Here is a 22920-nt window from a genome sequence, read left to right as displayed (position 1 = left end):
TGGCGGGCACGGCAGGCAGATATCCTCGCGCTCCCCGGTCGCCGGGGTTCGCCGCTGCCTTCGCTGGTTGTCGAGGAGTCCGCAGTCATGACCGCCGTCGCCGTCCCTCCCGGCCGCACCACCACCCCTGTCGAGGCGCCCCCCCGCGCCCCGCGCCATCCCACCGTGCGCACGCTGCACGGCGACGTCCGCACGGATGACTACGCCTGGCTGCGGGAGCGTGGAGACCCGGCGGTGCTGGCGTACCTCGAGGCCGAGAACCGGTGGACCGACGCCGCCACGGCGCACACCGCGGGGCTGCGCGAGACCCTCTACCAGGAGCTCCTCGGGCGGCTGCGCGAGGCGGACCAGTCGGTGCCGCTCTGGTACCGGGGGTGGTGGTACTCCACCCGCACGGAGCCGGGGCGCCCCTATCCGGTGTACCTGCGCCAGGCGGGATCCACCGACGCACCGGAGCAGGTAATCCTCGACCAGAACCAGCTCGCCGACGGGCTCCCGTACCATGCGCTGGGCGGGCTCGAGGTGAGCCCCGACGGCCGCTGGCTCCTGTACCTCGAGGACACCACGGGCGAGCGGAGCTACACGCTCTCGCTCAAGGACCTCGAGCGGGGCGAGGTGGTGGAGCGGCTGGAGGAGGTGTGGACCGGCGTGGCCTGGGCCGACGACAGCCGCACCTACTTCTACATGACCGCCGACAGCGCACGGCGGGGCCACGCGGTGTGGCGCCGCGCGCGCGGCACCCCGCGGACCGCCGACGCCTGCGTCTTCGACGAGCCGGATCCGCTGTACGACGTGGGGGTGCGCCGCTCCCGCAGCGGACGCTCCATCCTGATCGACAGCGACAGCTTCTCCACCGCCGACTGCCGGGTGATCCCGGGCGACGACCCCGCCGCGCCGCCGCGGCTCCTGCTGCCGCGCCGCGAGGGCATCGAGTACCGCGCCGACCACGGCCCCGACGGGTACTACCTGGTGACCAACGACGGGGCGCCGGAGTTCCGGGTGGTGCGCCTCACCGAACCCGGTGGCGCGGTGACGGAGGTGGTGCCGGCGCGGGCCGGGGTATTCGTCGAGGGCCTCGACCTCTTCCGGCACCACCTGGTGCTCACCGAACGGGTGGCGGGGCTGCGCCGCTTCCGGGTGCGCGCGCTGGCCGGCGGGATGGAGCGGACCATCGCGTTCGCCGAGGGCGCCTACGGCGTGGTGGCGGGCCTCAACCCCGACTTCGAGAGCGCGGCGTTCCGCTTCACTTACTCGAGCCTGCTCACGCCGCCGTCGGTGTACGACGAGGAGCTCGCCACCGGCGCACGGGTGCTGCGGAAGCGGCAGCCGGTGCCGGGGGGCCATGACCCGGAGCGCTACGAGCTGCGCCGGCTGGACGCGCCGGGGCGCGACGGGGCCCGCGTCCCGGTGACGCTGCTGCTCCGGCGCGGCGCCCCCTGCGACGGCAGCAACCCGCTGCTGCTGCACGGCTATGGCGCCTACGGCGCGAGCGTGGAGCCGGTCTTCAGCAGCGCCGTGCTCTCCCTCGTGGACCGGGGCTTCGTGTACGCCATCGCCCACGTGCGCGGCGGGCAGGAGCTGGGGCGCGGGTGGTACGACGCCGGCCGCATGCTCCGGAAGCGGAACACCTTCGAGGACTTCGTCGCGGTGGCGGAGGAGCTGATCCGCCGCGGCTACACCCGCCCCGACCGGCTCACGGCGCAGGGCGCGAGCGCGGGGGGACTGCTCATGGGCGTGGTGGCCAACGAGCGGCCCGACCTGTTCCGGGCGCTGGTGGCGGAGGTTCCCTTCGTCGACGTGATCAACACCATGCTCGACCCCACCCTGCCGCTCACCGCCCAGGAGTGGGAGCAGTGGGGCAACCCGGCGCGGGAGGAGGAGTACCGCTACCTGCAGGGGTACTCGCCGTACGACAACGTCCGCCCGCAGGCCTACCCCTGGCTGCTGGTGACCGGCGCGCTGCACGACTCCCAGGTGATGTACTGGGAGCCGGCCAAGTGGGTGGCCCGGCTGCGCGCCACCGGCACCGGCAACGCCCCCCTCCTGTTGCAGACCCACCTCGAGGGCGGGCACGTGGGCCCCTCCGACCGCTACGCGCGGCTGCGCGAGACCGCCTTCCGCTACGCCTTCCTGCTCGATGCCGTCGGCCTGGCCGGCGGCGCCACCCCCTAGCGCCGGCCCGCCACCCCGCGCGTGACCGGCCCCGCCTTGACAGCGCGTGCGGCGGGGCCGATCTTCCCTCCGTAGACATAGATATCTAGGGCTAGACATCTACCCCTTGGAGCCGCCGTGGCCCGTACCCGCACCGATGTGCTGCAGGGCACCCTGACCCTGCTGGTCCTGCGCACCCTCGCGCGGGGGCGGCTGCACGGGTACGCCATCACCACCCATATCCAGCGGGTGTCCCAGGAGCTGCTGCGGGTGGAGGAGGGTTCGCTCTACCCCGCCCTGCACCGGATGGAACAGGAGGGGTGGATCCGCTCCGAGTGGGGGCTCACCGAGACCAACCGGCGGGCGCGCTTCTACGCCATCACGGCGCTGGGGCGGAAGCAGCTGGCGGCGGAGCAGGACAACTGGGAGCGCCTGATCGCGGGGGTGGGCCACGTGCTCCGCTTTGCCGGATCGGTGGCCTGACATGGGACTCCTCGAGCGGCTGGCCGGCTCCCTGTGGCGCCGCGACCGCGTGGCGCAGGACCTCTCGGACGAGATCGCCTTCCACGTGGAGGAGCGGACCCGGGAGAACCTCGCCGCCGGTATGGCCCCCGACGCGGCCGCGGCCGACGCCCGGCGGCGGTTCGGCAACGTGCCGCTGCTGCAGGAGCGGGCGCGCGACCTGGACGTGGTGGCGTGGCTCGACGCCGCGGTCCGCGACGCCGGGCAGGCGCTGCGGAGCCTGCGCCGCCGCCCGGGCCTGGTGCTCACGGCGGTACTCACCCTGGCGCTCGGTATCGGCGCCACCAGCGCCATCTACAGCATCGTCCACGCGGTGCTGCTGCGGCCGCTGCCGATCCCGGACCACGCCGCGGTGGTGATGCTGCGCGAGGCGCGCGCCGGCAGCATGATCGGCGGCAACCCCGCCCGGTTCCGCGACTGGCAGCGCGAGCTCACCGGGGTGCGCGACCTCGCCGGCTTCTACGGCGAGGCCACGGTGCTCACCGGCCGCGGCGAGCCGGAGCGCTACGCGCTGCTGCGGACCTTCGGCCCGGTGCTCGGGCTGACCGGGGCCGAGCTGGCCATGGGGCGCGGCTTCACGCCCGAGGAGGAGCGGGGCGAGGGGGCCCCGGTGGCCCTGCTGAGCCATGGCCTGTGGCAGCGGCGCTTCGGCGGGGAGGCCGGGATCGTCGGGCAGGCGGTGACGCTGAGCGCCACCAGCTACACCATCGCCGGCGTGCTCGCCGCCGGGGCGCGCTACCCCGACGGGCAGGATTTCGTGAGCCCCGCCCCGCGCGGGTTCCAGGAGGACGGGCGCGGCGGCGGGAACTACTTCACGATCATCGGCCGGCTGGCGGAGGGCACCACGCTGGCCGCCGCCAACGCGGAGGCGGCGGCGATCGCGCGGCGCTTCCGCGAACGCTACCCCGACACCGACGCCGCCCTCACCGCCACCCTCGCCCCGCTGCAGGAGGTGGAGACGGCCGAGACGCGGGCCCCGCTGCTGCTGCTGCTCGGGGCGGTGTTCCTGGTGCTGCTGATCGCCTGCGTGAACATCGCGAGCCTCCTGCTGGCTCGCGCGGCGGAGCGACGGCACGAGGCCGCGATCCGGGTGGCGCTCGGCGCCGGCCGCGGCAGCCTGCTCCGGCTCTACCTCATGGAAAGCGGCTGGCTGGCGCTGGCCGGCGGGCTGGGCGGCCTGCTGGTGGCGTGGCTCGGCCTGCCGGTGCTGATCCGGGTGCTTCCCGCGGAGCTGCCCCGGCTGGCCGAAGCCTCCCTGGACTGGCGCGTGGCGCTGTTCGCGGCGGGCGTGGCCGTCGGATGCGGGCTGCTGTTCGGCCTGGCGCCCGCGTGGCAGGCCGCCCGCGCGGAGCGCACCCACGACGCGCTGCGCGATGGCGGGCGTGGCACCACCGGCGGCCGCCCCCGCGCGCGCCGAGCGCTGGTGGTGGTGCAGGTGGCGCTCTCGATGGTGCTCCTGGTCTCGGCGGGGCTGCTGGCGCGGAGCCTGTACCAGATGCGCGGGGTGTCCACCGGCGTGGTGCCCGGCCAGGTCCTCGTGCTGCAGCTGGCGTTCCCGTGGGACACCGACGCGGCCCGGCTGCACGGGTTCTATCGCCAGGCGCTCGACGACCTCGCCGCGCTCCCCGGCGTGCGCCGCGTGGGGCTGGCCGACCGGCTGCCGCTCGAGGGCGGGACCCAGAGCCGCCCGATCCGCCTGGGCGAGCCGGCGGCCGCGCGGGTGCCGCTGCCGGCGGAGGAGAGCATCGCGTATCGCGCGGTGAGCGAGGGCTACTTCGCCACGGTGGAGGTGCCGGTGCTCACCGGCCGGATGTGGCGCGACGACGACGCGGGCCGGGTGCGCGAGGTGGTGGTGAACCAGGAGTTCGCCCGCCGCTACCTGCCGGAGGCCCGCGCCGTGGGGTCGCGCATCAGCTTCGACCTGTCCCCGGCCGACGGCGCGCCGCCGGCGTGGCACGAGGTGGTGGGCGTGGTGGGCGACATGCGGGTGGAGCTCAACCAGCCGGCCCAGCCCCCCGAGGTGTTCCTCTCGTACCGGAGCACCTACTGGCCGCTCGCCTCCCTGACCCTGCTCACCCGCGGCGACCCGGCGGCGCTCACCGCGGCCGTGCGCGCCGTGGTCCGCCGGATCGACCCGGACCTGATCATCGACGGGATCCTCCCGCTGGAGCGCCAGCTGGCGCGGGCCAGCGCGGCGTCCCGGGTCCGCACCTGGCTGGTCGGCGTCTTTGCGCTGGCGGCGCTGCTGCTCGCGGCGCTCGGGCTCTACGGCGTGCTGAGCAGCGAGGTGGCCCAGCGGCGGCACGAGATCGGGCTGCGCATGGCGCTCGGCGCCGAGCCGCGGCAGGTGCTGGGAATGACGGTCCGGCAGGGCCTGCTGGTGACCGTCGCCGGATTGCTCGCGGGGGGCGCGGGCGCGCTGGCGGCGGGTCGGCTGCTGGCCACCTCGCTCTTCGGAGTGGGCGCAACCGACCCGCTGGCGTTCGGCGCCGCCGCGCTGGTGCTGCTGCTGGTGGCCCTCGCGGCGAGCTACCTGCCCGCCCGACGCGCCTCCCGGGTGGATCCGATGGTGGCGCTGCGCCGGGAGTGAAGGCTCAGCGGGGTCCGGGCGCGAAGACGCGGGTCTCGCCGTGGCGCAGCTGGCAGAGCCGGTGCGGCGGCAGCCCGGCCTCCCGCCAGGCCTCCGCGGCCCGGCGCGGCGGTTCGTCCATCGGCTCGTCGGTGAGCTTGAAGGTGCCCCAGTGGATCGGCACCATCAGCGGCACCGTGGCGCTCCCGGCCGAGAGGTCGCGGAGCGCGCGCACCGCCTCCTCGGGATTGACGTGCACCACGTGCATGAACCAGCGCGGCTCGTAGGCGCCCACCGGCATCAGCACGAGGTCGAAGGGCCCGAGCCGCTCCCCCACCCGCCCGAACTCGGGGTGGTAGGCGGTGTCCCCCGCGAAGTAGACCCGCCGCCCCCCCACCGCCACCGTGAAGCCGCCCCACAGCGCCCGGCTGCGATCGTGCAGCCCACGGGCGCTGAAGTGCTTGGCCGGGGTGCAGCCCACCCGCGCGGCGCCGACTGCCCGCTCCTCCCACCAGTCGAACTCCTCGATGCGCGAGACGCCGAGGGTCCGCAGCAGTTCGGCGTTGCCGTGCGGGGTGCACCAGGTGGCGTGCGGCTGGAGCGCGGCCAGCTCGCGCACGGTGGGCGCGTCGAGGTGGTCGTAGTGATTGTGGGAGAGGAGCACCAGGTCCACGCGGGGCAGCGCCGCCACCGACACCGGAGGGTCCACCCAGCGCTTGAGCGAGGCTGTGGGCAGCGGGGAGGCGTAGGTGCCGAAGATCGGGTCGGTGAGCACCGTGACGCCGTCCAGTTCCAGCAGCGCAGTGGAGTGCCCGATCCAGGTGACGGCGAAGCCGCCCGGGGCGGCGCGACCGAAGTCGGGCACGGCCACGTCGAAGGCGGTGCGGGGCGGATCGGGGGCGGGGCGGTTGGTGAAATTCCGCTCGAAGAACCACCGGACCAGGTGCGAGAAGCCGCGGGGGTTGGAGTCGGGCCAGGGGTTCTGGTACCCGCCTCCGGGGCGGTGATGGGGCGGGCGCGTCATCAGAAGGGGAAGAGGATGCCCTTGTCGCGCAGCTTCTCGAAGCGGGCGGCGGCAAAGCGGTAGAGCCGCGCGGGGCGCGCGCGGCCGGCGGTGCGGTGTTCGGCGAGGGGCACCAGGATGTCGAGCAGCTCGAGCTTGCGGCGGAAGTTCCGCTTGTCGAGCGGGCGGCCCAGGACCGCCTCGTAGACGGCCTGCAGCTCGCCCAGGGTGAAGCGCTCCGGCAGCAGCTGGAAGCCCACCGTGGTGTACTCGAGCTTGTTGCGCAGCCGTTCGATGGCGTAGGCCAGGATGCGGTCGTGATCGAAGGCGAGCGGGGGCGGCGCGTCGGCGGGCCACCAGCGCGCCTCGGCGGCGTCGGAGCCGGCGGCGACCTGCTGGTCGGAACGGATCAGGGCGAAGTACGCCACGGTGACCACCCGCCCGCGCGGGTCGCGGCCAGGATCGCCGAAGGTGTAGAGCTGCTCCAGGTAGACGTCGCGGACCCCGGTTTCCTCCATGAGCTCCCGCGCCGCGGCGGACTCGAGGTCTTCGTCGTCGAGCACGAAACCGCCCGGGATGGCCCAGGCGCCCTGGAACGGGGGGATCCCCCGGCGGACCAGCAGCACCTGGAGCCGCTGCTCCCGGATGGTGAAGATCACCACGTCCACGGTGAACCTGGCGTCGGTCATGGCTCCTCGTTCCGGGTGACCAGGTGCGCGTGCCGCGCGGCCGCGCGGATCTCCGCGATGGCGCCGGCGTCGAACGGAAGGCAATCGCTCTCCATGCCGTCGCTGAAGATGACGCCTCCGGCCGGCATCCGCGACTCCACCCGCAGCGGCTCGCCCGCCGGCAGCAGGCCCGCGACCACGCTCACCCCCGACTGGCGGCTGCGGAACGGCTCCCGCACCGCAAACAGCAGCCGGCTATCCTCCCACGCGAGCCGCACCGGCGCGCCGGCCGCGCCGCCGGTGAAGGAGGCGACGCCTTCGGCCATGTTGAACACCGACGACATCCAGCCGGTGCTGCCCGCCCCCGTGGACACCAGGATGCCACTGGAGGACTGCAGCTCGGTGGCCCCGCCCACCTCCAGCCGGTAGCGCGCCGACACGTGGCTCCGCGCCCCGACGAACAGGTCGTTGAACGCCAGCAGTCGCTGCCCATCGGCCAGGACCGCCTCCGCCAGTGGTGACCCGCCGAACCGGCGCCGAGCCCGCGAGCGCCCGCTGCACCACGGCCCCGGCCTCCGCGGTGCTGAAGGGGAGCAGCACCCCGTCGAAGCGGGCGGGGTCGGGGTTCACCGCCACGATCGGGATCCCGGTGGCGTACTTGGCTACGTTGGCCACCAGGCCGTCCTGCCCCACGGTCACCACCAGGTCCGGCGCCTGGAAGAGGTACGACGGCGCCAGGGTCCGGTCGATGAACTGCCGGGGCAGGCCCAGGTCGAGGGCTCGGCGCAGTTGGTCGAGGCTCCGGTGGTAGGTCTCATGCTCGGCCTCGTAGTCGGCATACTCTGCCCCGCCGCGCTCCAGGAAGAAGCGGGCCTGGCTCCTGGTGTTGAAGCGCACCAGGAGCTCCTCCAGCCGGGTGCGGCGGGTGACGATGACCAGCCGCTCGGCGGCCTTCACTTGCGCTCCGGTCCCAGCAGCGAGCTGAGCAGGTCCGGCGTCACGTTGAGCTGCCCGATCTTGCCGGCATTCTCCGCCAGCTCCCGGAACGCCAGGGCGAGCATGGCCCGCGGATCGCCGCTGCTGGCGTTCACCGCCATCAGGGTCCGCCAGTCGGTCTGGCGCAGCGGTTCGAGCGTGGCGGTCAGGGCGTAGGCCCTGGTGTCGGCGTCCTTCCGCTCGTTCGCGGCGCGGCGTTCGATCAGTTCGGCCCGCTGCTGCTCCAGCGCCACGTCGGCGGCCATGCGGGTCTCGCGGATCTGCCGCTGCTTCTCGACCACGGCGTTCTCGGTGCTCAGCTCGTTCTCCTTGATGAGCCGCTCCTGCTCCACGGCCGCGTTGCGGCGGGTGTAGATGGCGAGGTCGGATTCCCGCTGCAGCGCCTCGCGCGCCTCCGCCTCGAGGGCCCGCGCCATCTCCGGCGTGGGCCGGATGGAGGTCACGGCCAGGTCGAGGATCTCGACGCCCAGGCTGGCCACGATGTCGGCGGTCCGGAGCCCGGCCAGCACGTGGGTGCCCAGCCGGTCCACCGCCCCGAGCGCCTCCCGGAGGGAGGCGCCCTCCAGCTGCTCCCGGGCAAAGGTCTGGGCCGCCTGCACCAGCCGTTCACCGAGCTTCTCGGGATCGTCGCTCCGGTAGGCGCCGTTGGGGTGGATGGAGTAGTCCAGCAACCCGGCCAGCTGCGTGGGCCGCGCCACCCGGTAGGTGAGCCGGCCCTGGACGGTGACCTGCTGGAAGTCCGCCGTGACCTCCGCGAAGGCGAAGGGCAGGTCGGCGCTGGCGAGCGGCACCGAGACGATGGTGGAGGTGGGGAGGAGGTACGCGAAGGCCAGCCCGGGCCCTTCCCGGCGGAGCCGGCCCCCGCTGTAGTGGAGTACATAGGTGGTGGGAGCGGCCTTGAGGTACCCGAGCATGGTCTCCTCCGAATTAGTGTTTATGGGACACCATAATAGTGTCTTAGCAACACTAAATCAAGACCCTGGCGGATTCCGCCCGGGCTCCCGTGGGGGGTCGGACGTTGACAAGGGACCGCCGAGACATTTGATTATCCGGATAACAGGATGCTTCAAGGAGCTCCGTGGGCGCCACCATCGTCACCCGGCTGCAGGCCTTGGCCGATACTACCCGCAACCGGCTGCTCCTCGTCCTGGAGCGGCACGAGCTGACGGTGTCGGAGCTCTGCGAGGCGCTACAGCTGCCGCAGAGCACGGTGAGCCGGCACCTCAAGGTGCTGGCCGACGATGGGTGGGTCCTTTCCCGGGCCGACGGCGCGAGCCGACTGTACCGGATGCCGGTCACCGACCTCGAGCCGGCGGCGCGCAAGCTGTGGCAGCTGGTGCGGGACCAGGTGGAGTCCGCGCCGGCGGCGCTGCGCGACGCCGAGCGGCTGCGCGGGGTGCTGGCGGAGCGGCGGGCGCGGTCGGAGGAGTTCTTTGCCACCGCCGCGGGGCAGTGGGACCGAATGCGCAGCGAGCTCTTCGGCGGCCGCACCGAGCTGCTGCCGCTGCTCGGCCTGCTCGACCCGGCCTCCGTGGTGGCCGACCTGGGCTGCGGCACCGGGCACCTGACCCAGGCGGTGGCGCCCTTCGTCCGGCAGGTGATCGCGGTGGATGGCTCGGCGGCGATGCTGCGCGCGGCCCGGGCCCGGCTGGGCGAGCTGCCCAACGTGGAGATCCGCCGGGGCGACCTCGAGACGCTCCCCATCGCGGACGGCACCGCGGACGTGGCGTGCATGGTGATGGTCCTGCCCTACCTGGCCGAGCCGGCGCTGGCGCTGCGCGAGGCGGCGCGGGCGCTCCGGAGCGGCGGGCGGCTGCTGCTCACGGACCTGATGCCCCATGAGCGGGCGGAGTACCGGCAGACGCTAGGCCACCTGTGGCAGGGGGTGGGCGAGGGGCAGCTGGCGGAGTGGCTGGCGCAGGCGGGTCTCACCCTCCGGTGTTATCGCCCCGTGCCGCTCGATCCGGGCGCGCGGGGTCCGATGGTCTTCACGGCGGTCGGCAGCAAGGCGTAGGGGCGCGGCGGGACCGCGTCCCACCATCAGGCAGGCAACGAAAGGAACCGAGCATGGCCACGAGTGTCGCGCAGCTGCATCCCTTCCAGGCCGCCCGCGAGGCGGGCCGGGAGCCGTTCAAGGTGAAGGACCTCTCGCTGGCCGAGTTCGGGCGCAACGAGATCCGGCTGGCGGAGTACGAAATGCCGGGCCTGATGGCGCTGCGGAAGGAATACGCCGGGTCCCAGCCGCTGGCCGGGGCACGGATCATGGGCAGCCTGCACATGACGGTGCAGACGGCGGTGCTGATCGAGACCCTCGCGGAGCTCGGCGCGGACGTACGCTGGGTGAGCTGCAACATCTTCTCCACCCAGGACCACGCCGCCGCGGCCGTGGTGGTGGGGAAGCAGGGCACGGTGGCCGATCCGCAGGGCATCCCGGTGTACGCGTGGAAGGGGGAGACCCTGCCCGAGTACTGGTGGTGCACCGACCAGGCGCTGCTGTGGCCGGATGGCGGCGGGCCCACCCTGCTGCTGGATGACGGCGGGGACGCCACGCTGCTGGTGCACCGGGGGGCCGAGTACGAGAAGGCCGGGAAGGTGCCGGCGTTCAACGCCGCGAGCGAGCCGGAGGAGTGGGGTGTGATCCTCGACCTGCTGCGGAGCACCATCAAGGCCACCCCGAAGCGCTGGAGCACGGTGGCGGCGGGGCTCCGGGGCGTCTCCGAGGAGACCACCACCGGCGTGCACCGGCTGTACGAGATGATGAAGGCGGGGACGCTGCTGTTCCCGGCGATCAACGTCAACGACTCGGTGACCAAGTCCAAGTTCGACAACCTGTACGGTTGCCGGCACTCGCTGACCGACGGCATCCTGCGGGCCAGCGACGTGATGCTGGCGGGCAAGGTGGCGGTGGTCTGCGGCTACGGCGACGTGGGCAAGGGCTGCGCCCAGGCGCTCAAGGGGCAGGGCGCGCGGGTGGTGATCACCGAGATCGACCCGATCTGCGCGCTGCAGGCCGCCATGGAGGGCTACCAGGTGACCACGCTGGACGCGGTGGTGGAGACCGCGGACATCTTCGTGACCGCGACGGGCAACAAGGAGATCATCACCGCGGCCCACATGGCGCGGATGAAGGACAAGGCGATCGTCGGGAACATCGGCCACTTCGACAATGAGATCGACATGGCCGGCCTCAAGAAGGTGAAAGGCGTGGAGCGGATCAACATCAAGCCGCAGTACGACGAGTACGTCTTCCCCGACGGCCACAGCGTGCTGATCCCTGGCCGAGGGGCGCCTGCTGAACCTGGGCTGCGCCACCGGCCACCCCAGCTTCGTGATGAGCTGCTCCTTCACCAACCAGGTGGTGGCGCAGATCGACCTGCACCTCTCGGCGCAGGGCAAGCCGACGGTCTCTGGCACCAAGTACGGCGAGAAGAAGGTCTATACCCTGCCCAAGAAGCTGGACGAGAAGGTGGCGCGGCTGCACCTGGGCAAGCTCGGCGTGAAGCTGACCGAGCTGACGAAGGACCAGGCCGAGTACATCGGCGTGCCGCCCGAGGGACCGTACAAGCCGGAGCACTACCGCTACTAGGCCGCTCCTGGGCCGGAGGGCGGGCGGACGGGGTGGGCCATGCGGCCCACCCCGTGCTGCCTTCCGGGACCGGGGTCCGCCTGCCTAACCGCATGCCGGCACCGGAGTTGACGGGTGGTTGACGGGGCGGTGGTAGCGTACACCCGATGCTCATGGTCTCGGTGGGTCCGGTGTGGCAGGACGGGGCACGGCGCAGGCCGCGGCTCCGGGCGGTGCTGGTGGGCCCGGAGTGGATCGTCCTCGAGTTGCGCGACGGCCGGCGGCTGCGGGTGCCGACGGCCTGGTCCGCTCCATTGGCCGACGCCAGCGTGGGGGAACGCGCGGAATGGCGCCGCTTCGGGGCAGGCACCGGGGTGGTCTGGCCCGCCCTGGGCGAGGTGCTGGTGCTCCGGCTGGTGGCGGGCGCCCGGCGCCGGCCACCCGCCGCCGGGGACGGTCCGCCCCCGCCGCTCCGGCTGGCCATGGCCTGAGCGCCGCCCGCCCCGCGAAACCCGCCCGACTGGACAGGCGTCCGGTCGGGCGGTTTCGTTGAGGGCCCACGGCCCGGTCCTGTCCCCCGCTTCCCGATCTCTCCATGCCCATGCTGCGCCGGCTGCTGCCCGTCCTCCTGGTCCTCGCCCCGCTGCCGCTGGCGGCCCAGGCGCCGGACTCCTCGACCATCACCCTGGAACGGGTGTTCGAGTCGCCGTTCTTCTCCGGCCAGTTTGCGCCGCCCACCCGGTGGACCCCCGACGGCGAGGCCTACTTCTCGTCGGACCGCCGCCCGGGCACCAAGGGGCCGGACCTGGTGCGGGTGAACCCGGAGACCGGCGAGAAGACGGTGCTGGTGCGCAGCGAGCAGCTGGTGCCCGCGGGCGATTCGGTGCCGCTCCGGGCGGCGAGCTACCGGTTCTCGGACGACGGCCGGAAGGTGCTGCTGTTCACCAATACGGCGCGGGTCTGGCGGCTCAACACCCGCGGCGACTACTGGGTGCTCGACCTCGACAGCGGCCAGCTCCGGAAGCTGGGCGGCGAGGCGGCGAAGCCGCAGACGCTGATGTTCGCCAAGTTCGCCCCGCAGGGCGACCGGGTGGCGTACGTGCGGGAGAACAACCTGTACGTGGAGCGGGTGAGCGACGGCCGGATCATCCCCCTCACCCGGGATGGCTCACGGACGCTCATCAACGGCACCTTCGACTGGGTGTACGAGGAGGAGTTCAGCGCCCGCGACGGCTTCCGCTGGAGTCCCGACGGGCAGGCGATCGCCTACTGGCAGCTCGACGCGTCCGGGGTGCGCGACTTCCTGCTGCTCAACACCACCGACAGCCTCTACTCCTTCACCGTGCCGGTGCAGTACCCCAAGGCGGGCAGCACCAACTCCGCGGTGCGCATCGGCGTGGTGCCGGCCGCGGGCGGTCCCACCCGCTGGATCCAGGTGCCGGGCAGCCCGCGCGACATCTACGTGGCGCGGATGGAGTGGGCGGGGACCTCGGACGAGATCGCCTTCCAGCACCTCAACCGGCTGCAGAACACGCTCACGGTCTTCCTGGCCGACCGGAAGACGGGGCGGAGCCGGCCGGTGTTCACGGACCGGGACAGCGCCTGGGTGGACGTGGTGGATGACTGGGACTGGCTGGACGGCGGGGCGCGCTTCGTGTGGATCAGCGAGCGGGATGGCTGGCGGCACGCCTGGACCATCAGCCGTGATGGCACCCGGCAGACGCTGCTCACGCCCGGGGCGTTCGACATCGCCGACGTGGTGCAGGTGGACGTCAAGGGCGGGTGGATCTACTACACCGCGAGCCCGGAGAACCCGACCCAGCGCTACCTCTACCGCTCCCCCCTCGACGGCCGCGGCACCCAGGAGCGGCTCTCGCCGATGGGCCAGTTCGGCACCCACGGCTACAACCTGGCGCCGGGCGCGAAGTACGCCATCCACACCTTCTCCAACATCGACACGCCGCCCCGCACCGAGCTGGTGCGGCTCCCCGGCCACGCGCTGATCCGCACCCTGGCCGACAACGCCGAGCTGCGGCACCGGATGGGGCTGCTGCGCCGGGGCCCGGCCCGCTTTACCCGGGTGGACGCCGGCAATGGCGTGTGGCTCGACGCGCTGGTGATGTACCCGGCGGACTTCGACTCGACGAAGCAGTACCCGGTGCTCTTCATGGTCTACGGCGAGCCGGCGGCGCAGACGGCGGTGGACCGCTGGAACGCGATGGACCCCTGGCACCTCATGCTCACCCAGATGGGCTACGCGGTGATCACGATGGACAACCGCGGCACCCCGTCGCTGCGCGGGCGCGACTGGCGCAAGGCGATCTACCGGAAGATCGGGGTCTACGCCTCGGAGGACCAGGCGGGGGCGGCGCGCGCCATCGGGCGCTGGCCGTGGGTGGACAGCACCCGGCTCGGGGTCTGGGGCTGGAGCGGCGGCGGGTCGATGACGCTCAACCTGCTGTTCCGCTTCCCGGAGGTGTACCGCACCGGCATGTCGGTGGCGCCCGTGCCCGACGTCCACCTCTACGACACGATCTACCAGGAGCGGTACATGGGGCTGCCGGGCCCCAACGCGGAGGACTACCGCCTGTCCTCGCCGGTGACCTTCGCCGACCGGCTGCGCGGCAACCTGCTGGTGGTGCACGGGACCGGCGACGACAACGTGCACTACCAGGGCACCGAACGGCTGATCAACGCGCTGGTGGCGGCCAACAAGCAGTTCAAGCTGCTCTCCTACCCCAACCGCACTCACGGCATCTTCGAGGGCGAGGGGACGACGCTGCACCTGTTCAGCCGCCTGACGGAGTACCTGGTGAAGTACCTGCCGGCGGGCGGGCGCTGAGCCCCGCCCGGGCCCGGGGTGAGGGGCGTCACCCGGCGCCCCCCGCCACCGGTGCCACATTGGGGCGCATGCGACACCTCCTGCTGCTGTGCGCCTGCGTGGTCGCCTGTGACTCGACCCGTGAGACGCCGCCCCTCCCACCCGCCGACTCCTTCCCCGCGCCCGCCGCCGGCGCCCGCTACCACGGCGTCTTTCCCGGCGACACCAGCGGGCTGGAGAACACCATCACCCCCGCGCGCCTGGCCGAGTACGAAGGGGCGGCGGGCCTGCCGGCGGCGTGGGTGTACTTCTCGCACGAGTGGGGCGAGGGTCGCGCCTTTCCCGGGGCGGAGGTGGCGTGGATCGCGGGTCAGGGCAAGGTCCCGTACATCCGCCTGATGCTGCGGAGCAGCACGGAGCAGGACCTGGCCGAGCCGCTGTTCACCCCCGACCGGATCATCGCGGGCGACTTCGACGCGGACCTCCGCCGCTGGGCCCGCGCGGCGCGCACGGCTGGCACGCCCATCCTGGCCGAGTACGGCACCGAGATGAACGGCGAGTGGTTCGGCTGGAACGGGAAGTGGTTCGGCGGCGGCACCCTCACCGGCTACGGCGACCCCACGGCGCCGGATGGCCCGGAGCGGTTCCGCGACGCGTATCGGCACATCATCGACCTGGCGCGGGAGGAGGGGGCCCGCAACGTGGGGTGGGTGTTCCACGTGAACGATGGCGACTATCCCGCCGCGGCGTGGAACCGGTTCGAGGCGTACTACCCCGGCGATGCGTACGTCACCTGGCTCGCAGTCAGCGTCTACGGCGCGCAGACCCCGCAGGACGGCGAGTGGCCGCGCTTCCGCGACGGCATGGACGCGACCTACGCGCGCCTGGTGGCGCTGGCGCCGGCCAAGCCGGTGATCGTGGCGGAGTTCGGCGTGACCCGGGACAACCCGCTCGGCAGCCAGGCCGCCTGGGCCGACAGCGCCCTGGCCGACCTGCTCGGCGGGCGGTGGCCGGCAGTGATCGGGTTCTCGTGGTGGAACGAGGGCTGGCCCAACGACGACGATCCCGCGCACGACACCAACATGCGGGTGCAGGACAACGCGCCGCTGGCCGCGGTGTTCACCGCGCGGCTCACGGCGGCGCCCGCCCTCAAGGGGCAGTACCCGTAGCAGCTTCCCGGCGCGCCCGGGGCGGCTAAGTTGCCCGGCATGCCGCCCCTTCCGCCCAACCAGGCCGCCCTCCGGCTGCTCGACGCCTTCCTGGCCGACCCGGGCACCACCACCCTCGAGGCGCTGCTGCGCTGGCTGCTCGAGGCCTCGCCCCGGCCGACGGGGAACGAGGTCCCGCGCACCCGCCGACTGCAACTGCTTGCCGAGACCCTCGACGGACACCCGCGGGCGGAGCGGGTGCGCGCCAAGCTGCGCGAGGTGTGGTCCCATCGCTCCGCGGTGCGGCTGCTGGCGGAGACCGGGCTGCCGGTGCATGGCACGCTGATCAAGGAGACCTTCGAGCGGCTGGTGGACCGCCTGGTGCCGCGCCTGGAGCCCGCGGACGACCTCTTCGTGCTGCTGAGCCGGCTGGGGCTCGGGGAGGAGGACGCGGCGTGGCTCGAGTCGCTGCCGCCGGACCTGGTGGCGCCGTGGGCCGCGCTGGTGGCCATCCCGGATGCCGCGATCGGTGATGCGGCGCGGCTGCTGGCCTATCGCGCGGCGGCGCTGGGGCTCACCCGCGAGCTGCTGAGCCTGGATGCGGACGCCGCGGATGGCGCGTCCCCCTTCCTCCGGCTGCCGACGCAGGTCGATGCGCTGGTGGCCGCGCCCGGGACCGCGGCGGCCGCCGCCCTCGAGGAGACGCGCGCCGCGTGCGGGGCCGCCCTGGCCGCGGCCCACCGGACGCTCGAGGTCCGGGGCGTGTCGACCGACGTGCTGTTCCGGCTGGAGCTGCTCGAGGCGCTGCTGGCCCGGCTGGAGGAGCTCACGCTGGTGCTCACCGGCCACGCGGAGGGCCGGCTGCTGGCCCACGAGCTGGCGCGCGGCAGCTTCCGGCAGCGCGGGGTGCGCTCCCTGGCGCACCAGACGCTCAAGCGGCTGGCGCTCAAGGTCACCGAGCACACCGCCGAGACCGGCGAGCACTACGTGGCGCGGGACGTGGCCGAGTGGGACGCCACCGGGCGTTCGGCGGCCGGCGGCGGGGCGATCACCGCGCTCACCGCGATGCTCAAGTACGTGGTGGCCGCGGCCCCGCTGGCGCCCCTGGTGCAGGGGCTGGCGGCGGCGCTCAACTACAGCGCCAGCTTCATCGTGATGCAGTTCGCGTACTTCACGCTGGCCTCGAAGCAGCCGGCGATGACGGGCGCGGCGCTCGCGGCGGCGCTGGGCACGCGGGAGGACGTGGAGCGCCAGGTGGACCTGGTGGCGGGCATCACCCGCTCGCAGGTGGCGGCGACGATCGGGAATGTCTTTGCCACCATCCCCGCCTCCGCGCTGGTGGCGATCGTGATCGGCTGGCTCACCGGCGGGCCGGTCCTCGCGGAGGAGACCGCCCTGCACTCGGTGCACGGCGTGCACCCGTTCCTGTCCTTCACCATTCCCTTCGCGATCCTCACCGGCGGGTTCCTGTGGCTGGCGAGCCTCGCGGCGGGGTGGGCCGCGAACTGGAGCGCGTACCGCGGCCTCCCCGAGGCGCTGGCGGCGCACCATGGGCTCCGGGCCGCCCTCGGCCCCGGCGGCGCGGCGCGGCTCGGGCGGCTGGCGGCGCAGCACCTGAGCGGCATCGTCGGCTACCTGGCGCTGGGGCTGCTGCTGGGCTTCGTGCCGGTGCTGTTCGCGCGGTTCATGGGGATCCCGCTCGAGGTGCGGCACGTGACGCTGCAGGCGGCGTCGCTGACGCTCGCGGCGGTGTCGCTCTACGGGACGGCGGCCTTCCACTGGGCCGACGTGGCGTGGGGCGGGCTCGCGATCCTGCTGATCGCCGCGTGCAACCTCGGGGTGTCGTTTGCCCTGGCGCTGCGCACTGCGGCCCGCGCCCGCGACCTGAGCGCCGACGACCGCCGCCGGCTCGCCACCGCGCTGCGGGAGGCCTTCCGCCGGGAGCCGCGCCGGTTCCTGTGGCGGCCGCGGGAGTAGGCCCGCGAGCCGGGGTCAGCCCTCGGGGAAGCCGGCGGGGTTCTGCGACTGCCAGCGCCAGGCGTCGCGGCAGATGTCGTCGAGGTCGAGGGTCGTCTTCCAGCCCAGCTCACGCAGCGCCTTGGACGGGTCGCAGAAGCTGGTGGCGGCGTCGCCGGGGCGGCGCTCCACGATGCGGTAGGGGATGGGCCGGCCGCTGGCGCGCTTGAAGGCCTCGATGGCCTCGAGCACGCTGTGGCCGCGCCCGGTGCCGAGGTTGTACGCCACGCAGCCGGTCCGGCCCTTGAGCGCCTCGAGCGCCTGCAGGTGGCCGCGGGCCAGGTCCACGACGTGGATGTAGTCGCGCACCCCGGTGCCGTCGGGCGTCGGGTAGTCGCCGCCGAAGACCCGGAGCTCCGCCAGCTTCCCCACCGCCACCTGCGTGATGTAGGGAAAGAGATTGTTGGGGATCCCGTTGGGGTCCTCGCCGATGCGGCCGCTGGGGTGGGCGCCGACCGGGTTGAAGTACCGCAGCAGCGCGATGTTCCAGCTGGGGTCGGCGCGGTAGAGGTCCCGGAACACCTGCTCCATGATGAGCTTGGTGTTGCCGTACGGATTCACGGCGGAGAGCGGCATCTCCTCGGTGACGGGCACCTCGGCGGGGTCGCCGTAGACGGTGGCGGAGGAGGAGAAGACCATCGTCTTCACGCCGTGCCGCACCATCGCCTCACACAGCACGATCGTCCCGCTCACGTTGTTGTGGTAGTACTTAAGCGGCTGGGCCACGGACTCGCCGACGGCCTTGAAGGCGGCGAAGTGGATCACCGCGTCGACCGGGTGGCGGCGGAAGACCTCGTCGACGGCCGGGGCGTCGAGCAGGTCCACCTGGTGGAAGGTGAAGGGCCGGCCCGCCAGCTCCTCGGTGCGGCGGAGCGCCTCGGGCTTGCTGTTGCTGAAGTTGTCGAGCAGGACCACGTCGTGGCCGGCCTTGAGCAGTTCGACCGTGGTGTGGCTGCCGATGAAACCGGCGCCGCCGGTCACGAGGATGTGCATCCGGGTGCTCCGCAGGAGGAAGATGAACGCCGACAATCTACAACATTCCAGCCTGTACCGTTGCGCGACAGGCCGCACGGGCCCGGAGCCCCGCCTTCCCCGCGCAATCGCCTCCCACCGCACGACTTAGCTCCCCACCACCTGCCGGGCGCGCCGCGGCCCGGATGCTGCGCTTCCGGGGCACGCCACGCCGACCACCGGCGTGGCCTCCGGGCCCGCGCCATGGGTCCGTCCCGTTTCGCTGCGGGTGTTGCGTGGCGCTGCATGAGGCCGCCGGGCGAGCGGCTGACGTACTCACGGCACGTTCATCAATCGCACATCAATATGCTGGTAGTTTGTGGCCCCACCCGGCACCCCGTCGGATGCACGCGCCCGACCCCGATCGACTTCACCTCCTGGAGCAGCACCATGCATTGTCGGATCTCCCCCTGGCTCGGCGCCGCCGGCCTCCTTGCCCTTGTCGCCTGCGCCGATGGCTCGGCGCCCGCGGCCCTCGCGCCCACCAGCGCCGAGCTGGCGGGCACGGCCAACTCGGTCACCCGCGTCGTGGGGAACTGGCAGGTCACGATCACCGACCTGGGCATGCTGCCCGGCGGCACCTTCTCCTCGGCGTACGACATCAACAACCTCGGCGAGGTGGTCGGCCTCGCCAGTGACGCGAGTGGCGTCAACCGCCGGGTGATCTGGCAGAACGGGGTCATCGTCGACACCCTGCCGCAGCCGGGCTCGGCGGTCACCACCGCCACCCAGCTCAACGAACGCCGCCAGCTGGTGGGATTCGCCAGGCAGAACTCGACGATTGCCTACGGCGTGTTCTGGGACAACGGCACGGCCGTCAAGCTGCAGCCGCTGCCGGGCACCACCGCCTCGGGCGCGGCCGCCAACGGCCTCAACGCCGCCGGCGACGTGGCGGGGGGCGGCACCGGCGGGGGCGGGACGGTCCCGGCCTACCAGCATGCCGGCATCTGGCGGAACGGGCTCCTGTTCCAGGACATCGGCGTGATCCCCGGCGGCAACTACTCGATGGCGTACGACATCAATGACGCCGGGCAGGTCACGGGCACCGGCACCGCCGGCGGCACCGGCGCCCGGCAGTACGCCTTCGTGTGGACCAACGGGACCTTCACCGTGCTGCCCGACCTGCCGGGCCCGTTCCTGCAGTCGGTGGGGCGGTCGATCAACACGCGGGGCGACGTGGCGGGCCTCAGCAACGGCGGCACCCCGGTGGTCTGGAAGCACGGGGTGGTGAGCGCGCTCCCGATGCCCGCCCGGCTGGCCAGCGTGGTCAGCGAGATCAACGACAGCGGCGACGTGGTCGGGACGGTGGGCACCACCGGGGCGCTGTGGAAGCAGGGCCAGCACATCCCCCTCGACCCCTGGCCGAACGCGGCGGTGAACGCCTCGGTGGCGCGCGGCATCAACAACCAGGGCGCCGTGGTCGGCGAGGCGTACTTCCCCGCGGGTCAGGGGGTGCACGCGGTGATGTGGACGGTGGCGCCCGTCGGTGGCGGCCCGAACACCCCGCCCGCCGTGACGCTGGCCGCCGCCGGCCCGACCAGCATCCGCGTAGGTCAGGCCGCCCGGATCACCCTGACGCTGGCGGACCCCGACGCCGGGGACGGTCCGTGGCCCTACACCGTTTCCTGGGGCACCGGCACCACCACCGGCAGCCTTGCCACCGCCGGAAGCGTGGCCGTCACCCGTACCTACACCCGGGCCGGCACCTTCACCGTGCGGGCGCGGGTGACCGACGCGCGGGGCGCGACGGCCACCTCCAACACCCTCACCATCCGAGTGCGCTGACCCTCCGCCGGCGCGGCACGGAAGGCGCGCCGGCATCCCCTGAGCCAGGAGTTGTCATGACCCACCGTTCCACACTCCTCCGCGGCGCGCTGCTGGCCGCCGCCCTGCTGACCGCCGGCTGCGACGCGGATCGGCTGGAGCCCACGATCGGCGCCCCGGAGGCCGTCCGCGCCTCGGCCGTGGCCGGCATGTACGCCGTCGAGTTCATCGCCACCGCCGCCACCGGGGCGGACATGAACAACGCCGGCGACGTCATCGGCACCTCGTACCTCGACACCGGCTGCGGGCCCTTCTGCCTGCCGCCCCAGGAGACGGTGGCCTGGCGGGGCGGGACCCGGATCGTGCTGCCGGCGGTGCCCGGGCTGTCGGGCATCTACCCCGGCTCGATCAACAACCAGGGGGTGATCGCGGGCGTGGCCGGCATTCCCGGCGTGAACACCCGCGCGGCGGTGTGGACGCCGAGCGGGGCCGGCTACACCGTGCAGGACCTGGGCGCCCTCCCGGGGATGTCCACCACCACCACCGCCGGCATCGACGAGCAGGGCCGCGTGGTGGGCTGGTCCTCCACCGGCGGCGCGATTCCCACCGCGGCCGCGCCCTACCTGTGGTCGGCGTCGACCGGGATGGTCAACCTGGCCACCCAGGGCTACCCGAACGACATCCCCGAGGGGATGAGCCCCGGCGGCGCGGTGAGCACCGCGACCGGCTGGTACCAGCTGGGCAATCCCGCCAGCTTCACGCCGCTCCCCGCGCCCCCGGCCGGCTTCTTCGGCGCCAGCCGCGGCGCCTCGGCCATCAATGACAACGGCGACCAGGCCCGGTTCCTGATCACCAGCGGCAGCCAGAACCTGGTCTACCTGTACCGCCTGCCGCGCGGCGGCGCGTGGCAGCAGCTCTCGGGCATCCCCACCGGCCACCTGACCGGCTATGGCGTCGGCGGCATCAACGACGCGCTCGACATCACCGGCACCGTGAGCAGCACCGGCGTCGTGGCCGGCGGCCCCACCGGCCTGGCGCAGGGCATCCTCGGCCTGATCTCCCCGGCGTACGGCGCCCGGGGCGTCGGCGGCGGCGGCCCGCTCAACGCGAGCGGCCAGATGCTCGCCTCGGTGTACTTCGGGACCAGCCCGCGGCTGGTGCGGCTCACCCCGGCCTCCCCGTGCGGCGCCAGTTGCCTCCTGGCCACGGCCACGCTCACCGCGCAGTTCGTGCAGGACCCGGGCAATCCCGGCTCCTGCTTCCAGGGCGGCAGCATGTACAACCAGGCCAGCGCGTCGGTGACGGTCACCGACGAGAACGGCGCCCCCCTGGCCAGCGCGGTGGTAAACGGCCGCTTCATGGACGATTACTGGACCAGCCACGCCGTCACCGGCACCACCAATGCCGCCGGGGTGGTGAGCTTCAGCGATCGCGGCCCCTGTGGCGTGGGCTCCATCGAGTTCCTGGTCGAGAAGGTCACCCTCGGCGGGCGGACCTTCGACAAGACCCGTGGCGCGCTGGCCAAGTCGGTCATCCCGAGCGTCACGCCCCCGACCAACCAGCCGCCGGTGGCCAGCTTCACCTGGAGCTGCACCGGGCTTGCCTGCAGCTTCAACGGGACCGGCTCGACCGACCCGGATGGCACCATCACCGGCTACACCTGGAAGATGTCCTCCGGCACCACCGTCTCCACCGCGGCCTCGTTCAGCCGCACCTTCCCGTCGGCGCGCACCTTTGCGCTGACGCTGACCGTGACGGACAACAATGGCGCCACCAGCAGCGTCACGAAGACCGTGACGGTCACGGGCGGCGGCACCAACCAGCCGCCGGTGGCCAGCTTCACCTGGAGCTGCACCACGGCGCACGCCTGCACCTTCAACGGGACCGGCTCGACCGACCCCGACGGCACCATCACGGGCTACAGCTGGAAGCTCGCCAACGGCACCACCGTCGCCACCGCGGCGTCGTTCAGCCGCACCTTCCCGTCGGCGCGGACCCTGGCGCTCACGCTCACCGTGACCGACAACGGCGGGGCCACCCACAGCACCACGCAGACCGTCACCGTTCCCTGACGCGCCCGGACCCGCGTCCTCGCCGCCGGCCCTCGCGAGAGGGCCGGCGGCGAGTCGTTTCCCGCCCGGTCATGGTGAAGGCTGGAACGCGGGAAACCCGCCCCGTCCGGGTGCCGTACAGGCCGGGCTCCCGTTCCCGCCCGTTCCCCCATCCGGAGATCGCATGCGTCGCCTGGCCTCCACGCTCCTCCTGGCCCTGTCCCTGGCCGCCTGCCACGGCGCCGCTCCCGCCAGCGCGCCACCGCCCGCGGGGCCACGCACCGAGCTGCTGCGGGCCATGGACGCGTCGGCCGCGGCCTGGAACCGCGGCGACCTCGACAGCCACGTGGCGCTCTACACCGACTCGGCGGCGATGATGGGGAAGAACGGCCCGATCGTGGGCCGCGCGGTGATCCGGGGACTGCTGGAGCGGGGGTTCTGGGCCGGCGGCCAGCCGGCGCAGCAGCTCGCCTTCGACCACCTGGTGGTCACCATGCTGGGCCGCGACCATGCCATGCTGACCGGCCAGTGCATCCTCACCGGCGGTGGCAAGCCCGACTACACCTGCCGCTTCACCACCATCTGGGAGCACACCGCGGCGGGGTGGCGGATCATCCACGACCACTCGAGCTGAG

Annotated in this window: 15 protein-coding genes and 2 pseudogenes; 12 read left to right on the top strand and 5 right to left on the bottom strand. The window is 73.1% G+C overall.

What is annotated here, in order from left to right; genetic code table 11:
• The first annotated feature begins 87 nt into the window (after positions 1 to 87).
• From IPJ95_06650 to IPJ95_06640, 3 genes are all read left to right on the top strand, one after another.
• Complete coding sequence (locus tag IPJ95_06650) at positions 88 to 2172, top strand: S9 family peptidase (GenBank protein MBK7923300.1); 2085 nt, start codon at positions 88 to 90, stop codon at positions 2170 to 2172.
• Positions 2173 to 2289: 117 nt separating this feature from the next.
• Positions 2290 to 2634 carry a PadR family transcriptional regulator gene (locus IPJ95_06645; protein ID MBK7923299.1) on the top strand — a complete coding sequence of 115 codons (345 nt, stop codon included), beginning with the start codon at positions 2290 to 2292 and terminating at the stop codon, positions 2632 to 2634.
• Position 2635: 1 nt separating this feature from the next.
• The gene (locus IPJ95_06640) at positions 2636 to 5263 is read left to right on the top strand and encodes an ABC transporter permease (protein MBK7923298.1); all 2628 of its coding nucleotides are present in this window, start codon (positions 2636 to 2638) and stop codon (positions 5261 to 5263) included.
• A gap of 4 nt (positions 5264 to 5267) precedes the next feature.
• Here IPJ95_06640 and IPJ95_06635 read toward each other — a convergent pair whose 3' ends face one another.
• The 4 genes and pseudogenes from IPJ95_06635 to IPJ95_06620 form a co-directional block, all read right to left on the bottom strand.
• A complete protein-coding gene (locus IPJ95_06635; GenBank protein MBK7923297.1) occupies positions 5268 to 6266 on the bottom strand; it encodes an MBL fold metallo-hydrolase in 999 nt (332 codons plus the stop codon).
• Positions 6266 to 6934 carry an NUDIX hydrolase gene (locus IPJ95_06630; protein MBK7923296.1) on the bottom strand — a complete coding sequence of 223 codons (669 nt, stop codon included), beginning with the start codon at positions 6932 to 6934 and terminating at the stop codon, positions 6266 to 6268. The genes IPJ95_06635 and IPJ95_06630 overlap by 1 nt, the downstream gene beginning before the upstream one ends.
• A pseudogene (locus IPJ95_06625) lies at positions 6931 to 7870 on the bottom strand (NAD(+)/NADH kinase). Before IPJ95_06625 ends, IPJ95_06630 begins: the two are co-directional and overlap by 4 nt.
• Complete coding sequence (locus tag IPJ95_06620) at positions 7867 to 8823, bottom strand: SPFH domain-containing protein (protein MBK7923295.1); 957 nt, start codon at positions 8821 to 8823, stop codon at positions 7867 to 7869. Before IPJ95_06620 ends, IPJ95_06625 begins: the two are co-directional and overlap by 4 nt.
• A 164-nt stretch (positions 8824 to 8987) precedes the next feature.
• Here IPJ95_06620 and IPJ95_06615 point away from each other — a divergent pair, with 164 nt between their 5' ends.
• From IPJ95_06615 to IPJ95_06590, 6 genes and pseudogenes are all read left to right on the top strand, one after another.
• Positions 8988 to 9923, top strand: a complete 936-nt coding sequence (locus tag IPJ95_06615; protein MBK7923294.1) for a metalloregulator ArsR/SmtB family transcription factor — start codon at positions 8988 to 8990, stop codon at positions 9921 to 9923.
• Between the two features lie 53 nt (positions 9924 to 9976).
• A pseudogene (locus IPJ95_06610) lies at positions 9977 to 11495 on the top strand (adenosylhomocysteinase).
• Positions 11496 to 11641: 146 nt separating this feature from the next.
• Positions 11642 to 11965 carry a DUF2442 domain-containing protein gene (locus IPJ95_06605; GenBank protein MBK7923293.1) on the top strand — a complete coding sequence of 108 codons (324 nt, stop codon included), beginning with the start codon at positions 11642 to 11644 and terminating at the stop codon, positions 11963 to 11965.
• A gap of 110 nt (positions 11966 to 12075) precedes the next feature.
• A complete protein-coding gene (locus tag IPJ95_06600) occupies positions 12076 to 14316 on the top strand; it encodes a S9 family peptidase (GenBank protein ID MBK7923292.1) in 2241 nt (746 codons plus the stop codon).
• Between the two features lie 68 nt (positions 14317 to 14384).
• Positions 14385 to 15464 carry a beta-mannanase gene (locus IPJ95_06595; GenBank protein ID MBK7923291.1) on the top strand — a complete coding sequence of 360 codons (1080 nt, stop codon included), beginning with the start codon at positions 14385 to 14387 and terminating at the stop codon, positions 15462 to 15464.
• Positions 15465 to 15503: 39 nt separating this feature from the next.
• Positions 15504 to 17420 carry a hypothetical protein gene (locus IPJ95_06590; GenBank protein ID MBK7923290.1) on the top strand — a complete coding sequence of 639 codons (1917 nt, stop codon included), beginning with the start codon at positions 15504 to 15506 and terminating at the stop codon, positions 17418 to 17420.
• Between the two features lie 15 nt (positions 17421 to 17435).
• Here IPJ95_06590 and galE read toward each other — a convergent pair whose 3' ends face one another.
• Complete coding sequence (gene galE / locus IPJ95_06585) at positions 17436 to 18452, bottom strand: UDP-glucose 4-epimerase GalE (GenBank protein MBK7923289.1); 1017 nt, start codon at positions 18450 to 18452, stop codon at positions 17436 to 17438.
• A gap of 408 nt (positions 18453 to 18860) precedes the next feature.
• Here galE and IPJ95_06580 point away from each other — a divergent pair, with 408 nt between their 5' ends.
• The 3 genes from IPJ95_06580 (at position 18861) to IPJ95_06570 (ending at position 22919) form a co-directional block, all read left to right on the top strand.
• Positions 18861 to 20255 carry a hypothetical protein gene (locus IPJ95_06580; protein ID MBK7923288.1) on the top strand — a complete coding sequence of 465 codons (1395 nt, stop codon included), beginning with the start codon at positions 18861 to 18863 and terminating at the stop codon, positions 20253 to 20255.
• Between the two features lie 56 nt (positions 20256 to 20311).
• Positions 20312 to 22306 (top strand): PKD domain-containing protein, encoded by a 1995-nt coding sequence (locus tag IPJ95_06575; protein ID MBK7923287.1) that lies wholly within the window; start codon positions 20312 to 20314, stop codon positions 22304 to 22306.
• A gap of 163 nt (positions 22307 to 22469) precedes the next feature.
• On the top strand, positions 22470 to 22919 hold the full coding sequence (locus IPJ95_06570) for a nuclear transport factor 2 family protein (protein MBK7923286.1): 450 nt from the start codon (positions 22470 to 22472) through the stop codon (positions 22917 to 22919).
• The last annotated feature ends 1 nt before the right edge of the window (position 22920 follow it).

Source organism: Gemmatimonadota bacterium (assembly GCA_016713785.1).
Taxonomy (GTDB): Bacteria; Gemmatimonadota; Gemmatimonadetes; order Gemmatimonadales; family GWC2-71-9; genus JADJOM01.
This window is presented reverse-complemented; position numbering and strand designations above follow the sequence as displayed.

Coding starts and splice junctions, on each gene's coding strand:
- IPJ95_06650 (MBK7923300.1), top strand. CDS start 88: ATGACCGCCGTCGCCGTCCCTCCCGGCCGCACCACCACCCCTGTCGAG.
- IPJ95_06590 (MBK7923290.1), top strand. CDS start 15,504: ATGCCGCCCCTTCCGCCCAACCAGGCCGCCCTCCGGCTGCTCGACGCC.
- IPJ95_06570 (MBK7923286.1), top strand. CDS start 22,470: ATGCGTCGCCTGGCCTCCACGCTCCTCCTGGCCCTGTCCCTGGCCGCC.
- IPJ95_06600 (MBK7923292.1), top strand. CDS start 12,076: ATGCTGCGCCGGCTGCTGCCCGTCCTCCTGGTCCTCGCCCCGCTGCCG.
- IPJ95_06580 (MBK7923288.1), top strand. CDS start 18,861: ATGCATTGTCGGATCTCCCCCTGGCTCGGCGCCGCCGGCCTCCTTGCC.
- IPJ95_06630 (MBK7923296.1), bottom strand. CDS start 6,934: ATGACCGACGCCAGGTTCACCGTGGACGTGGTGATCTTCACCATCCGG.
- IPJ95_06605 (MBK7923293.1), top strand. CDS start 11,642: ATGCTCATGGTCTCGGTGGGTCCGGTGTGGCAGGACGGGGCACGGCGC.
- galE (MBK7923289.1), bottom strand. CDS start 18,452: ATGCACATCCTCGTGACCGGCGGCGCCGGTTTCATCGGCAGCCACACC.
- IPJ95_06595 (MBK7923291.1), top strand. CDS start 14,385: ATGCGACACCTCCTGCTGCTGTGCGCCTGCGTGGTCGCCTGTGACTCG.
- IPJ95_06620 (MBK7923295.1), bottom strand. CDS start 8,823: ATGCTCGGGTACCTCAAGGCCGCTCCCACCACCTATGTACTCCACTAC.
- IPJ95_06635 (MBK7923297.1), bottom strand. CDS start 6,266: ATGACGCGCCCGCCCCATCACCGCCCCGGAGGCGGGTACCAGAACCCC.
- IPJ95_06575 (MBK7923287.1), top strand. CDS start 20,312: ATGACCCACCGTTCCACACTCCTCCGCGGCGCGCTGCTGGCCGCCGCC.
- IPJ95_06640 (MBK7923298.1), top strand. CDS start 2,636: ATGGGACTCCTCGAGCGGCTGGCCGGCTCCCTGTGGCGCCGCGACCGC.